The sequence below is a fragment of the Paraburkholderia sp. BR14320 genome, assembly GCF_040948665.1.
GTDB lineage: Bacteria > Pseudomonadota > Gammaproteobacteria > Burkholderiales > Burkholderiaceae > Paraburkholderia > Paraburkholderia youngii.
In genome coordinates, this window is record NZ_JBFPKG010000019.1 from 68,808 (window position 1) to 82,866 (window position 14,059).

Annotated in this window: 10 protein-coding genes and 1 pseudogene; 4 read left to right on the forward strand and 7 right to left on the reverse strand. The window is 65.3% G+C overall.

All coding sequences use genetic code 11. The features are described 5' to 3' along the window. Window positions 1-290 precede the first annotated feature (290 nt). The gene (locus tag AB3X89_RS19115) at window positions 291-1,832 is read right to left on the reverse strand and encodes a methyl-accepting chemotaxis protein (protein ID WP_368584667.1); all 1,542 of its coding nucleotides are present in this window, start codon (window positions 1,830-1,832) and stop codon (window positions 291-293) included. A 550-nt stretch (window positions 1,833-2,382) separates the two neighbouring features. On the opposite strand from AB3X89_RS19115, the pseudogene aepX reads away from it, so the two are divergent. From aepX to AB3X89_RS19130, 3 genes and pseudogenes are all read left to right on the forward strand, one after another. Continuing rightward, a pseudogene (gene aepX, locus AB3X89_RS19120) lies at window positions 2,383-4,110 on the forward strand (phosphoenolpyruvate mutase). Then, window positions 4,107-5,270 carry a phosphonopyruvate decarboxylase gene (gene aepY, locus AB3X89_RS19125; RefSeq protein ID WP_368584668.1) on the forward strand — a complete coding sequence of 388 codons (1,164 nt, stop codon included), beginning with the start codon at window positions 4,107-4,109 and terminating at the stop codon, window positions 5,268-5,270. Before aepX ends, aepY begins: the two are co-directional and overlap by 4 nt. 23 nt (window positions 5,271-5,293) lie before the next feature. Next, window positions 5,294-6,361 carry a 2-aminoethylphosphonate aminotransferase gene (locus AB3X89_RS19130; RefSeq protein WP_368584669.1) on the forward strand — a complete coding sequence of 356 codons (1,068 nt, stop codon included), beginning with the start codon at window positions 5,294-5,296 and terminating at the stop codon, window positions 6,359-6,361. Between the two features lie 22 nt (window positions 6,362-6,383). Here AB3X89_RS19130 and AB3X89_RS19135 read toward each other — a convergent pair whose 3' ends face one another. Both AB3X89_RS19135 and AB3X89_RS19140 read right to left on the reverse strand, forming a co-directional pair. Beyond that, window positions 6,384-6,524, reverse strand: coding sequence for a hypothetical protein (locus tag AB3X89_RS19135; protein ID WP_167335679.1), 141 nt, complete (start codon window positions 6,522-6,524; stop codon window positions 6,384-6,386). A 139-nt stretch (window positions 6,525-6,663) separates the two neighbouring features. Next, window positions 6,664-7,371: a PIG-L deacetylase family protein gene (locus AB3X89_RS19140; protein WP_368584670.1), complete on the reverse strand. Its 708-nt coding sequence runs from the start codon at window positions 7,369-7,371 to the stop codon at window positions 6,664-6,666. A gap of 389 nt (window positions 7,372-7,760) precedes the next feature. On the opposite strand from AB3X89_RS19140, the gene AB3X89_RS19145 reads away from it, so the two are divergent. Next, the gene (locus tag AB3X89_RS19145; protein WP_368584671.1) at window positions 7,761-9,404 is read left to right on the forward strand and encodes a fatty acid--CoA ligase; all 1,644 of its coding nucleotides are present in this window, start codon (window positions 7,761-7,763) and stop codon (window positions 9,402-9,404) included. Between the two features lie 51 nt (window positions 9,405-9,455). Here the strand turns inward: AB3X89_RS19145 and AB3X89_RS19150 are convergent, their stop codons facing one another. From AB3X89_RS19150 to AB3X89_RS19165, 4 genes are all read right to left on the reverse strand, one after another. Beyond that, window positions 9,456-12,206: a LuxR C-terminal-related transcriptional regulator gene (locus AB3X89_RS19150; RefSeq protein WP_368584672.1), complete on the reverse strand. Its 2,751-nt coding sequence runs from the start codon at window positions 12,204-12,206 to the stop codon at window positions 9,456-9,458. 47 nt (window positions 12,207-12,253) lie between these two features. After that, window positions 12,254-12,568, reverse strand: a complete 315-nt coding sequence (locus AB3X89_RS19155; protein WP_368584673.1) for a hypothetical protein — start codon at window positions 12,566-12,568, stop codon at window positions 12,254-12,256. Window positions 12,569-12,571: 3 nt separating this feature from the next. Further along, window positions 12,572-13,339 carry a class II aldolase/adducin family protein gene (locus AB3X89_RS19160; protein WP_368584674.1) on the reverse strand — a complete coding sequence of 256 codons (768 nt, stop codon included), beginning with the start codon at window positions 13,337-13,339 and terminating at the stop codon, window positions 12,572-12,574. 107 nt (window positions 13,340-13,446) lie between these two features. After that, entirely contained in the window at window positions 13,447-14,034 is a 588-nt protein-coding gene (locus AB3X89_RS19165) for an NTP transferase domain-containing protein (RefSeq protein ID WP_368584675.1), read from the reverse strand. Window positions 14,035-14,059: the final 25 nt, after the last annotated feature.

Genomic DNA, 14,059 nt, shown 5'->3' on the forward strand with positions numbered 1-14,059 from the left:
TGAACAGGGCCGCCAAAACCACGAGGCCTGGCGGCAAGGACTGTCGCTGGGCCGAGTGTAAACCAAACGTAATTTAAATGCGAGGCATGTGAAAGAAGCGGCGTTTGCCTTCGAGCAACCGCGAGCCGAGCCGAAGCTCAAAAACGAACAGCCGCGCGGACTTGCAAAATCCGCGCGGCTGATTCGTTCGATCGATGCGTCGACTCCGACGCGGCGTGTTGATGAGGCGCTCCCCGCCTGTGGAGCGCCTTCTTTTTATGCGCGCCCGTCGCGGGCGCGGCGCGGGAGCGTCAAGCCGGCAACGCGAAACTCGCAATCGCGTCGCGCAACACGCCGACCTGGTCCTTCAGCGAATGCGCGGCGGCCGCGGCCTCTTCGACCAGTGCCGCGTTCTGCTGCGTGACCTGGTCCATCTCGCCGACCGCGCGATTGACCTGCTCGATGCCCGCGCTCTGCTCGCGCGACGCGTGGCTGATTTCTTCCAGAATTTCGTTGACGCGCCGCACCGACTGCACGATCTCGCCCATCGTCGCGCCCGCGTTCGCGACCAGCGACGCGCCGGTCTCGACGGTATCGGTCGAAGTTTCGATCAGTGCCTTGATCTCCTTGGCGGCCGTCGCCGAGCGCTGCGCGAGGCTGCGCACTTCGGCCGCGACCACCGCGAAGCCGCGGCCCTGTTCGCCGGCGCGGGCCGCTTCCACGGCCGCGTTCAGCGCGAGGATATTGGTCTGGAACGCAATGCCGTCGATCACGCCGATGATGTCGCCGATCTGCCGCGAGCTCGCGGTAATCTCGCCCATCGTGCGCACCACGTCGTCGACGACGCGGCTGCCGCGCGTCGCGACGTTCGCGGCGTCGCTCGCGAGTAGCGCGGCCTGGCTTGCGCTGTCCGCGTTCTGCTTCACGTTGACCGTCATCTGATCCATGCTCGACGCGGTTTGCACGAGCGCGGCCGCCTGCTCCTCGGTGCGCTGCGACAGGTCGGTGTTGCCCGCGGCGATTTCGTTCGCGCCGACGTTGATGTTCTCGGTGCCCTGGCGCACGCGCGAGACCGTGTCGACGAGTCCCGCCTGCATCGTGCGCAGCGCATGCAGCAGGCTGCCGTTGTCGTGCGGAGCGATCGGCACCGGCGTCGCGAGGTTGCCTTGCGCCATCAGCCGCGCATGCTTGACCGCCACTTCGAGTTCGCCGCCGAGCGAGCGGCGGATGCTGCGCAGCACGACCAGCATCACAGCCGTGGAGAGCGCGCCGAGTGCGACCGTGATCGCGAGCCAGCGCAGCAGATTGCGGTAGAACGCGCTTTGCACGTCGTCCATATACATGCCGGTCACGAGGTACCAGTCCCATGGCGCGAAGTGCATCGAGTAGCTGGTCTTCGCGACCGGCTGCTCGCTGCCCGGTTTGGCCCACAGATAGTCGACGAAGCCGCCGCCGTCGTGATTGCCCGCGTTGACGATATCGACGAACAGATGATTGCCGGCCGGATCGGTGAACTGCGCGAGGTTCTTGCCGATCAGTTCGGGCTTGAACGGATGCATCAGCATGACCGGCTGCGAGTCGTTGATCGACAGGTAGCCGTCCTTGCCGTAGCGCATCGCGCCGAGCGTCGCCAGCGCCTGTTTTTTCGCGTCGTCCTCGGACAGCGCATGCTGCTGCGCGAGCGTGTAGTAATGGGCGGTGACGTGGTTCGCCTCTTCGATCAGCGAGCGCAATTGCTCGCGTCGGTCCGAGATCATCGACGCGCGGTTCTGCCACGCGCCGAACGCGCCGATCAGGATCAGGCCAACCCACAGCACGGCGATCATCGACGTCAGTTTTCGGTTCAGAGTCATAGCGAGGGGAATGTACGGTTTTGCCAGTAGGTCCAGTGGTTTGCGGTCGGATGCCGCTCGCTGTGTTAACGGCGGGAAATCTTGTTGGTCGAGGCAGGGGAAACCCGCTGTCTTACATCGCTATTCATCTGATTAATCAGCGGATTTATTGGTTTTTTAGCGGCGCATGCGCGCGCCTAATTCGAAAAAGACATTTGCGCAATATTCGGGAATTTGAATTAACCGGCGATTTTTCGATAAGGCACAGCGATTGAAAAATGCGCACGAAAATCGACGTAAAAACGGCCGCCACGAGGTGCCGGATAAGCTGTGGAGCCAAATCCAGCAGGGTTCGCGTCAACATTCCACAAAACGCCAATCAAATGCAGGAATCCCATTAAATGACGGCGCATGCAAAAAACGACACATTTTTCCACTTAAGCGCAACCACGAAAAACCGCTCAGACATTCAAAAGACTCGCGATAAAAAATTCCGCTATAGTCGCCCTTTTCCGATTGCCAGCCGGGCATAGAAGAACGTCAATCAGCCCGCCACCAGGAGTCCCGAAGAATGAATGCACGCGAACCCGCTTTCGTTTCCCAGTCCCGCAGCGCGCGCCTGCGCCAGATGCTCGTCAGCAGTGAACTCGAATTCATGATGGAGGCGCACAACGGCCTGTCCGCGCGCATCGTTCGCGAAGCCGGGTTCAAGGCGATCTGGGGCTCGGGTCTCGCGATCTCCGCGCAGTTCGGCGTGCGCGACAACAACGAGGCGAGCTGGACCCAGGTGGTCGATACGCTCGAATTCATGGCCGACGCGAGCGATCTGCCGATCCTGCTCGACGGCGACACCGGCTACGGTAACTTCAACAACGTGCGCCGCCTCGTGCGCAAGCTCGAACAGCGCGGCATCGCCGGCGTATGCATCGAGGACAAGTAGTTTCCGAAGACCAACAGCTTCATCAATGGAGAGGCTCAGCCGCTTGCCGATATCGACGAATTCTGCGGCAAGATCAAGGCCGGCAAGGACTCGCAGAACGACGAGCATTTCTCGATCGTCGCGCGCGTCGAGGCGCTGATCGCGGGCTGGGGCATGGACGAAGCGCTGCGCCGCGCGGAAGCGTATCGACGGGCCGGCGCCGATGCGATCCTGATTCACAGCAAGCTGTCGCGCCCCGACGAGATCCTCGAATTCGCGCGCGAATGGGCCGGCCGCGCGCCGCTCGTGATCGTGCCGACCAAGTACTACAGCACGCCCACTGAAGTGTTCCGCGAAGCGGGCATCAGCACCGTGATCTGGGCGAACCATCTGATCCGCGCGGCGACGTCGGCGATGCAGGCCGTCGCGAAGGAAATCCATGCGAGCGAGACGCTCGTCAACGTCGAGGACAGCATCGCCGCGGTCAACGAAATCTTCCGTCTGCAGGACGCCGACGAATATTCGGAGGCCGAAGACCGCTATCTGTCGGGCGGCCGCGCGGCCGGCTCGGCCGTCGTGCTCGCCGCGAGCCGCGGCAAGGGCCTCGAAGCGGTGACCGGGGAGCGTCCGAAGGTGATGCTGCCGATCGCCGGCAAACCGCTGCTGCGCTGGCTCGTCGATGCGTTCAAGAAGCAGGGCGTCAACGACATCACCGTGGTCGGCGGCTATCGCGCCGACGCGATCGATACCGCGGGCATCCGCCTCGTCGTCAACGAGCAGCACGCGCAGACCGGCGAGCTCGCGTCGCTCGCATGCGCACTCGATAAACTGACCGGCGATACCGTCATTTCGTACGGCGACCTGCTGTTTCGCAGCTACATCCTGCGCGATCTCGTCGAAAGCGAGGCCGCCTTCAGCGTGGTCGTCGATTCGTCGCTGACCGATACGGAGAACGCGAGCGTGCGCGATTTCGCGTGGTGCTCGGCCGCCGACGATCGTGGTCTGTTCGGCAACAGGATCGTGCTGCGGCATGTCGCGAGCGGGCGGGAGCAGTCGTCGTCGGCGAGTGCCGCGCAGGTGCCGCACGGCCGCTGGGTGGGTCTGCTGAATGTGCGCGGCGCGGGCCTTGAACGCCTGCAAGCGGTGATGCGCGAGTTGCAGACGCGCGGCGATTTCGCGTCGCTCGACATGCCCGCGCTGCTGAACGCGCTGATCGAAGCGGGCGAGTCGATCGAGGTGCAATACGTGCACGGCCACTGGCGCGGCGTCAACGATCTCGACGATTTCCGCCGCGCGGGCGACTTTGCGCACGCGCAGGTGCCGTTCGCGACGGCCGTCGGCGGCGCAACGGCGAACGATGCACACGGAGGCGCGCAATGATCGAAGCAGCACAGTTCGTCGAGGCGGCGCGCGAGCGCGGTTTCGACTGGTATGCGGGCGTGCCGTGCTCGTATCTGACGCCGTTCATCAACTACGTGCTGCAGGACGAATCGCTGCACTACGTGTCGGCGGCCAACGAGGGCGACGCGGTCGCGCTGATCGCCGGCGTCACGCTCGGCGCGAAGAGCGGCCGGCGCGGCATCACGATGATGCAGAACTCCGGGCTCGGCAACGCGGTCAGCCCGCTGACGTCGCTGACGTGGACTTTCCGTCTGCCGCAACTGCTGATCGTCACGTGGCGCGGCCAGCCCGGCGTTGCCGACGAGCCGCAGCACGCGCTGATGGGCCCGATCACGCCGGCGATGCTCGACACGATGGAAATTCCGTGGGAGACGTTCCCGACCGAGGCGGACGCGATCGGCCCGGCGCTCGATCGCGCGATCGCGCACATGGACGCCACCGGCCGTCCGTACGCGCTCGTGATGCAGAAGGGCAGCGTCGCGACGTATGAACTGAAAGACGGCGGCGCGCCCGCGCGGCGCACGCCGGTCGAGCCGCGCGCTCAGTTCCGCGGTGTCGCCGCGAACGAACTCGCAACGCGCCACGACGCGCTGCAAAAGGTCATCGCGCATACGCCGCTCGACTCGACGGTGGTGCTCGCGTCGACCGGTTTTTGCGGCCGCGAACTCTACGCGATCGACGATCGCGCGAACCAGTTGTACATGGTCGGCTCGATGGGCTGCGTGACCCCGTTCGCGCTCGGCCTCGCGCTCGCGCGCCCCGACCTGCGCGTGGTCGCGCTCGACGGCGACGGCGCCGCGCTGATGCGCATGGGCGTCTTCGCGACCCTCGGCGCGTACGGACCGTCGAACCTCACGCACGTGCTGCTCGATAACGGCGCGCACGATTCGACCGGCGGCCAGGCGACGGTGTCGTCGCAGGTGTCGTTCGCTGGTGTCGCGGCCGCATGCGGTTACGCGTCGGCGGTCGAGAGCGACGATCCGGCCGTCATCGACGAGCTGTTCGCGGCGCCGCCGCTCGGCGGCCCTCGCTTCGCGCGCCTGACGATCCGCCGCGGCACGCCCGACGGCCTGCCGCGCCCGACCATTACGCCGCCCGATGTGAAGACGCGCCTGATGCGCCACATCGGCGCGATCTGAACCCGTACCAAATAGGAGCGCCGATGCTGCTGCTCAATCCCGGCCCGGTGACGCTCACCGAACGTGTCCGCAACAGCCTGTTGCAGACGGATCTGTGCCATCGCGAGAGCGAATTTTTCGATCTGCAGGAGGAGGCGCGCACGCGTCTCGTCGACGTGTACGGGCTCGACCCGAACGAATGGCAGGCAGTGCTGATGACCGGTTCCGGCACGGCCGCCGTCGAAAGCATGACGGCCGCGCTGGTGCCGCAGAACGGCAAGCTGCTGGTCGTCGAGAACGGCGTGTATGGCGAGCGCATCGCGCAGATCGCCGCGCAATACGGCATCGCGCACGAAGCGCTGAAGCACGACTGGATGGCCGCGCCCGATCTCGCGAAGATCGCCGAACGTCTCGACGCCGACAAGTCGTTCACGCACGTCGCGGTGATTCATCATGAAACGACCACGGGCCGTCTGAACGACATCGCGGCGCTCGGCGCGTTGTGCCGCGAGCGCGGCCTGCGTTTGCTGGTGGACGGTGTCAGCAGCTTCGGCGCCGAAGCGATCGATTTCGCGGACGCGAGCCTCGACGCGCTCGCGGCGACCGCCAACAAGTGCCTGCATGGCGTGCCGGGCGCGTCGTTCGTGCTGGTGCGTCGTGCGGCGCTCGCACGCGCGGCGAGCCGCACGTACTACCTCGATCTTGCGCGGCTCGCGCGTTTGCAGGATCAGCGCAACACGCCGTTTACGCCTTCGGTGCACGCGTATTACGCGCTGGTCGAGGCGCTGCGCGAGCTCGCCGACGAAGGCGGCTGGCGCGCGCGTCATGCGCGCTATGCGGCGCTTGCCGAGCAGGTGCGCGCGGGGCTGGCCGCGCGCGGCATCGGCAGTGTGTTGCCGGCCGGGGAGTCGTCGGTGGTGTTGCGCGCGTACCGCTTGCCCAACGGTATCGCGTATCCGCAACTGCACGACGCGCTGAAGGCGCGCGGCTTCGTGATCTATGCGGGGCAGGGCGGGCTGTCGGCGGAGCTGTTCCGCATCTCGACGATGGGCAACATCCACGCGGCCGATATCGACCGCCTGCTGCAGGGCTTCAGCGACTTGGCACGCTGACGCTGCGTCGAGCGCGGCTCGCTTATACCGGGTCTTTGTCCGGCGGCCCGTCGGGCCGCTGCGGCTCCTCGACATGATGCCCCGGCGACGGCGGCACCAGCGGGTCGGCTTCCGGGTCGCGGTTCGGATCGGCGTTCGGGTCGGGAATCGGGCTGGTATGCATGTCGTAGCTCATTGCGTCACCCTTGCGGTTGAAATGCGCGGGTCCGGCGTGGGCGGTTGCTACCGCCGATGCCCGCCGCCGCGTCGGTTATCTGTCTTCAAGCGTAGGCGCTCGCCGCGCTTCCTGCTCGTTCCTTTTGCTATTTTCTCGGGCGCTTGCGGCCAACGCTGAGCTGCCAGTAGCGCTCGGTCGCGAACACGTCTTCGTAATTGCCGGGGCCGAACGCCCGCAACTGGCTCGCGTACGCGTTGACCGCTTCGCGTTTCAGATGCGCGCGGCGCTGCACGTCGATCGTGTGGCCCGCGCTCGGCGTCGCCGGCGTCGCGACGATGCCGCGCTGCGCGAGATCGGCGAGCCGCGCCTGCACCGCGCCCGGTGTGAGCCGGTGAATCGCTTCCTCGTAACCGAACCAGTCCAGATGCGTGAGGCGCGGCAGGATTTCGCAGCACGCTTCGAATACCCGCGCATGATCCTCGTGATGCAGGCCGAGCGGCATCAGCAGCGTGTTGGCGGTCGTGCGGTAAATCGTTTCCTCCAGCGCCGCCGCCATCTGGCTGATCGACGGCGAGTCGGCGTACTGGCTGTCGCGAAACGGCATGCGCAGCGGAATCGCGTCGAGCACTTCGAGCGCGCGGTTGTCTTCGACCGTGCGTTCGCGGACCGCTTCATGGGCGTTCGCGAAGCCCGCTTTTTGGTCCCACTCGGTATGCATGTCGTGTTCGGGCGGCGCGGCGAACACGGTGCAGACGGCGGCGTCGGGATGGGCTGCGAGCAATGCGCCGCAACTGAACACGGCGTCGTCGAAATGGGGCGAGACGATGAAAAGGCGTGGAGTGGTTTCGCTCATGGGCTTGCGTCTGGGGGTTCGAGGCGGGGCGGATGAGGCGTCGAGGCCATCGGTCGTCATGGCGCCGCACGTAAAAAAACGTGGCGTCACCTCAGCTTAGGCGTAATCGGCGCGGCTTGCGCGCGAAACTTGCAGCGCGCAAATCGCGTGCCTGAAAGTTCGCGGACGAAGGTCTCAATCGGTCCATCCAGCGACGGTCGCGGCTTTTCGGCTCGTCGTGCGTCGCTGTCGTGGCCCTTGGAGCGCACGTGTTTTGTGTAGTTCGCGAATTCGCCGAACACTGTCCTCCCGCCTCCCCCGTTCAGGGGATTGTTCCCCCGCGCAGCCACGCCGATCATTGGCCCATTCGGGAAGGCCATCCATCCAGTTCAGGACTCAAGGAGACTCAGATGCGCGACAACGCCACGGCCGACGCGCCCTCGGCCTACGCCTATCCATTGCTGATCAAGCAGTTGCTGCACACGCCGTTCGTTCAGGCGCCGGACCAGCAGATCGTGTATCGCGGACAGCTTCGCATGACCTATACGACACTGCGCGAGCGCATCGCGCGGCTCGCCAATGGACTGTCGCGGCTCGGCGCGCGGCACGGCAGCACGGTCGCGGTGATGGACTGGGACAGTCATCGTTACCTCGAATGCTATTTCGCGGTGCCGATGATGGGCGCGGTGCTGCAGACGGTCAACGTGCGCCTGTCGCCGGAGGAGATCGCTTACACGATCAACCATGCCGGCGCGGAGATCCTGTTCGTCCACAGCGATTTTCTGCCGCTCGTCGAAGCGATCAAGGGACAGCTCGAAACGGTGCGAACCTTCGTCTGGATCGACGAGGAAGGCAGCGAAGTCGCTACGCATACGATTCCGTTCTCGGCGGAATACGAAGCGATGCTCGAAGAAAGTTCGGATCACTATGAGTTCCCCGACTTCGACGAGAACACGCGTGCGACGACCTTTTACACGACTGGCACGACCGGCTTGCCCAAGGGCGTCTACTTTTCGCATCGGCAGCTGGTGCTGCACACGATCACCGGCATGGCGGCGTTGGCGAGCCCCGAATCCGGGCAGCGCTTTCACCGCGGCGATGTCTACATGCCGCTCACGCCGATGTTTCACGTGCACGCCTGGGGCATGCCCTACATCGCCACCGTGCTCGGCGTGAAGCAGGTCTACCCGGGCCGCTACTTGCCGGACCGGCTCGTGAAGCTGGTGCGCGACGAAGGCGTGACGTTCTCGCACTGCGTGAGCACGATCCTGCACATGATGCTCGGCTGTGAACAGGCGCGCTCCGTCGACTTAAGCAAGTGGAAGATCGTGATCGGCGGCGGTGCGCTCACGCACGGACTCGCGCGTGCCGCGCTCGAGCGCGGCATCGACATCTTTGCCGGCTACGGCATGTCCGAAACGTGTCCGTTGCTGAGTCTCGCGCAACTGCCGCCGGGTGCCGAGGCGCTCGACGCGGAACAGCAGTTGCGCCTGCGCTGCACGACCGGGCGGCCGGTTCCGCTCGTCGATCTGCGCATCGTCGATCAAGGCATGGAGGAGGCGGCTCACGACGGCAGCGCGTACGGAGAAATCGTCGTGCGCGCGCCGTGGCTCACGCAAGGCTATCTGAACAACCCCGAAGCGTCGGTGCAGCTATGGAGCGGCGGCTACCTGCACACGCAGGACATCGCGACGATCAGCCCGATCGGCAGCATCCAGATCACCGACCGACTGAAGGACGTGATCAAGTCGGGCGGCGAATGGATTTCATCGCTGGAAATCGAGAGCCTGATTTCGCTGTACCCGGGCGTATCGGAAGTGGCGGTCATCGGCATCAGCGACGAGAAATGGGGCGAGCGGCCGGTCGCGCTGGTGGTGCTCAGCGAAGGCGCCGCGGTCAGCGAGGACGACATCAAGCGTCACGTGCTGACGTTCAGTGAGTCGGGACGAATCTCGAAGTATGCGGTGCCGCAGATCGTCAGGTTCGTCGACGCGCTCGAAAAGACCAGCGTCGGCAAGCTGAACAAGAAGTGGTTGCGCGCGCAGTTCGCCTGATGGATCGCAACGCTTCAAAAGCCTTGGCGCAATGGCTGGCGCGATAGCGCCTCATTGGCCGTTGCGCAGCAGTCCCAGCGCTTGCGCGCGCGACACCGCATGCGCGCGCTTGTCGACCGCGAGCTTCACGAAAATACTTTTCACGTGCGATTTGACGGTCTCGGGCGCAATGCCGAGACTGCGCGCGATTTCCTTATTCGACTGCCCCTGCGCGATCAGCCCGACGATTTCGCTTTCGCGCGCGCTCAGCGCTTCGCGTTCGGCGTCGCGCTGCGCTTGGCTGCGGGGCTGATAAAGAGCACGCCAGCCGTCCCAAAGACGGTCAATGTAATGCGCCGCGTCCTTCGTTCGCACGGGGTTCCCCGCGACGCTGCGGCTATCGTCGCGCATCGCCTGCAGCAGCGAACCGATGCCGGCGCCCTGGTCGAGAATCGACTGATAAATGCCGGCCGGCGCGGCGACTTCGACGACCTCGCCGAACGCCTCGATCGCCTCGCTCAGCCGGCCCGCGCTCATCCACGCGAGCGCGAGCGTGGTGCGCAAGCGCAATGCCAGGTAGTCGCCGTGACGGCTCTCCGCGCTGCGCCGTGCCGCGTTCAGATGGTCGACGGCCTCGCTCGTGCGGCCCCGCGCCATCGCCAGGCAGCCCGCGGCGAGTGCGCGATAGTTGTCGATTTCCGCCGACACCGGTGTCGACGATTGCGGGTCGCGTGCCGCGAGTCCGTCGAGTTGATGAACACATGCGGCGGCTTCGGTCATTCTTCCTTCGGCGAGATGCAGCCGAGTGCGTTCGACGAACCCCGCGGCGACCAGACGCCGCCAGCCTCGCCGATGGCCAAGGTCTTGCGCGTGCTCGAGCAGCGCATAGGCGTGCGCGGTGTTCGCGCGCGCCATCGCGATCCGGATCAGCACTCGATACGCGATCAGCACGCTATCGAGCAGCACGGCCGCATCGACGATCGGCATCAGATCGAGCAGCAGCGCTTCGGCTTCGTCGAGGCGGCCCTGCTCGTAGCGGATCTGCGCGAGCATCGGCGCGCACAGCGCGGCGGAGATCGACTGCGGGCCGGAGTAACGCTCGGCCAGATGCATCGACCTGGTGAAATACCGCTCGGCCAGCACGAAGTGCATCTGCTGCATTTCCGCGTGGCCGAGCAGGCACAGCCGGTATGTGGAGGAGAACACGTTGCGCTGGTCGTCCTCGATCGAATCGGGAATCCACGGGGTCGCATACAGCGCTTCGAGGCGGCCCGCCTTCCAGTGCGCGAAACGGATCACGTTGGACAGGACGTTGGCGGTCCACGCGTCGGCCGCTGGATGATCGAGGCAGGCCTGCGCGAGCGACAGCGCGCGTGGCGGATCGTCCTGCAATGCCGCGAGCACCGCTCGGATCGCTTCGCACTCCCAGCGCATACGCGTGGTCTTGGGGTCTTTGTCGATTGCGGTTTCGCGTTCGAGCGCATCGAGCATCGTCAGCGCGTCGTCGAAGCGCAGTGCCAGCGCCATGCCCCACGTGATCGCGAGCCTGACCTGCAACTGCCCGCGCATCAGGTGCGCGGGGAACTGGCGCTGCCAGCCGAGCAGCGTCAGCAGATCGCCTTTCGTGACGAGCGACATCGCGCAACGACCCATCAGCGCGATCGCGTCGTCGGTTGCCCCTGCCGCGATCGCGTGGCGCACCGCGTCCGTCCATTGCTGCTGTTGCGCGTACCACCGACAAGCGCGGCGATGCACGTCGGCGACTTCTTTACCGTACCGGGTTTCGAGCCGCTGGCACAGGTAGTCGCGCATCAGATGGTGATAGCGGAACGCGCGTCCCTCGATGTCCAGCGGTTGCAGCAGAAGCTGACGCGCGACGATCGCCTCCAGCATGTGCTGGCTGTCCTCGACGCCCGTCACCGCCGCGCACAGCGATGCACTGAGCCGGTCGAGTATCGACGTGCGCAACATGAAGTCGACCATGTCCGCCGGCAGATGCTTGAGCATGTCTTCGAGGTAGGCGGCGAACGGCCGCGACGCGCCCGATGGCATATCAGCTTCCGCACCGGGGGGACGTTGCTCGCGGGCCAGCACCGAGGCCGAAATGCGCAGCGCCGCGGCCCAGCCCTCGGTGCTCGCGAACAACGACTTGACGGTGGACGGACCCAGGCCCGGACATTCATGTTCGATGAAGCGCTGCGTCTCGTCGAGGCTGAAGCGTAGCGCCGCCGAGTCGATTTCGAGCAGTTCGTTGCTGGCCCGCAAGCGCGCGAGCGGCAGCGTGGAATCGTTCCGCGTGCAGACCACCAGGTGCACCCGCGACGGCATGTGCTCGATGAAGAATGCAACGGCATCGTGAATGACGGGCAGGCCGATCAGGTGATAGTCGTCGATAAACAGATAGACCTCGTCATCGACTTCGACGAGTTCGTTGATCAGCGTTGCGACGATCGATTGCGCGGGCACGAGGGACGCCTCGGCCGTCAGGCCGATCGCCGACGCGCCGACATTGCCGCACGCGTGTCGCAAGGCCTGCGCGAGATAGTGCAGGAAGCGGGCGGGCTCGTCGTCCTCGGGGTCGAGCGACAGCCACGCCACGTGAGCGCCGGTGGCGCGCAGCCGCTCGAGCCACACGAGTGCGAGCGACGTCTTGCCGAAGCCCGCGGGCGCCTTGATCACGATGAGCCGTTTGTTTTCGGCCTGGGCCGTCAGAGCGACGAGCCGCGGCCGCTCGATCAAGCCGGATGGCAAGCGCGGCGGCACGAGTTTCGTGGTCAGAAGCAGGGAGGGTTTGCCTCGCGATGTCACGTCGATCGTTTGCATTGGTGGTTACGCAGGCCGGGGGGCAACCCTGACGATCCCCCACAGCGCTACACCGAGTCACTACGGATTCCATCGCGCAGATCGATCTGCAGCCCCGGATAACGGTTCGGGAACCTCGTTCGATGATACGCCAACGGCCTCGCCGGAGGACACGCGTTTGCCGAGCCGTCGCAATCCTGGAACGAAAGAGTCAACCGTCGATAAAAGGGCCCGGGGAAGAACGGTGCAAGCGCCGCCAGCATCTTGAGCAAGGGCGAGATGATCGGGCTCCTGGCAAAACCACCCGAGAGCACCAGGCCCTTCAGCTGCCGCGTCGCAACCGCGATCGAGGAAACCGCGCGGTACGAATCGCCAACCAACACCCTCTAGTCCGCAAAGCCGGGGTTACGGCGCTCGAGCCGTCGCAGCAGCCCCGGCCAGACGAGCGCGCCTGGCGTCGCGCCCCGCGTCACAAGCTTGATCTGCTCCTTGATGTTGTCGAGAATCGGCGGCGCGATAGGGAGAAGCTTGCCGCCGCCCGCCTGCGCGCGGACCTGAATCATGCAGGCCACTTCGAAGAAATACATCGCGACGAACGCATCCGCCGGCGTCCGGCCGACCGTCAGCAAGCCGTGATTGCGCAACATCAGATTCGTGTTGTGCCCGAGGTCCTGAACGAGGCGCGGTTTTTCCGCTTCGTTGAGCGCGATGCCCTCATAGTCGTGATAGCCGAGCGACGCGAGCACACCCAGCGACTGCTGCGACAGCGGCAACAAGCCTTCCGCCTGAGCCGATACGGCCACGCCGTTGATCGAGTGCGTGTGCATCACGCAAAGCGCATCTTCGCGTGCCGCATGTATGGCGCTATGGATCGTGAAGCCGGCCGGATTGATCTCGTACGGCGATTCGCTGACCTTGCGGCCGTCGAGGTCGATCTTGACCAGTGATGACGCGGTGATCTCATCGAACATCATGCCGTAGGGGTTGATCAGGAAATGATGCTCGGGGCCTGGCACGCGCGCCGAGATGTGGGTAAACACCAGATCGTCCCAGCCGAACAGCGCGGTGAGACGGTAGGCGGCCGCGAGATCGACGCGTGCTTCCCACTCGGCCGGGGAGACGTCGTTCTTCAGACTGATGGCGGATGAGCTCACGTCGATACTCCTCGTTTGACGATACGAGTCCATATGATGTACTCGAAGACGCCGAAAATCTGTCAGATACGCGACAGGTCGCGTCCCGGCAACGCGGAGGTTAGCCGCTAAAGCGTGCGCAAATCATCCGGCGTATCGACGTCGCGCAGAATGCCGGGATCGTCGACGTCGATGCGTGTCAGCGTTCGTGACTTGAGCAGCGCTTTCGCGCCGGTGTCGCCGTCCAGCGCGAGCAGCACGTCGCGGTGCTCGCTGCCGAAGCCGACCGGATGGCCGCGCTGGCCGTCGTAGAACGGTGCGACGAGCGGCGCGCCGTTGTCGAGCGCGCGGGCTACCGCTTCGATCGTCGGAATTGCGATGCGCGGCATGTCGGCGAGCGCGACGATCCACCCTTCGGCGTCGTCGCTCGCTTCGATGCCGGCGGCGAGGCTCGCGCCCATGCCGCGCTCGGCGCTAGCCGCGAACACAACATCGCAGCCGGCATCGTTCAGCACGCGGGCGAGCGCGTCGGAGCCCGGCCGCACCACGGCGAGCACCCGCGTGACGACCTGCAGCAGCCGATGCGCGGCTTCATGCGCGACCAGCGTGCCATCGGGCATACGTGCGAGCAGTTTGTTGTGCAGCCCGCGCGGATCGAAGCGCGAGCCGTAACCGGCGGCGAGCAACACGCCAGTGGCGAGCGAGGCATAGGCCATCGGCGGATACCGGTAGAGAGGAATG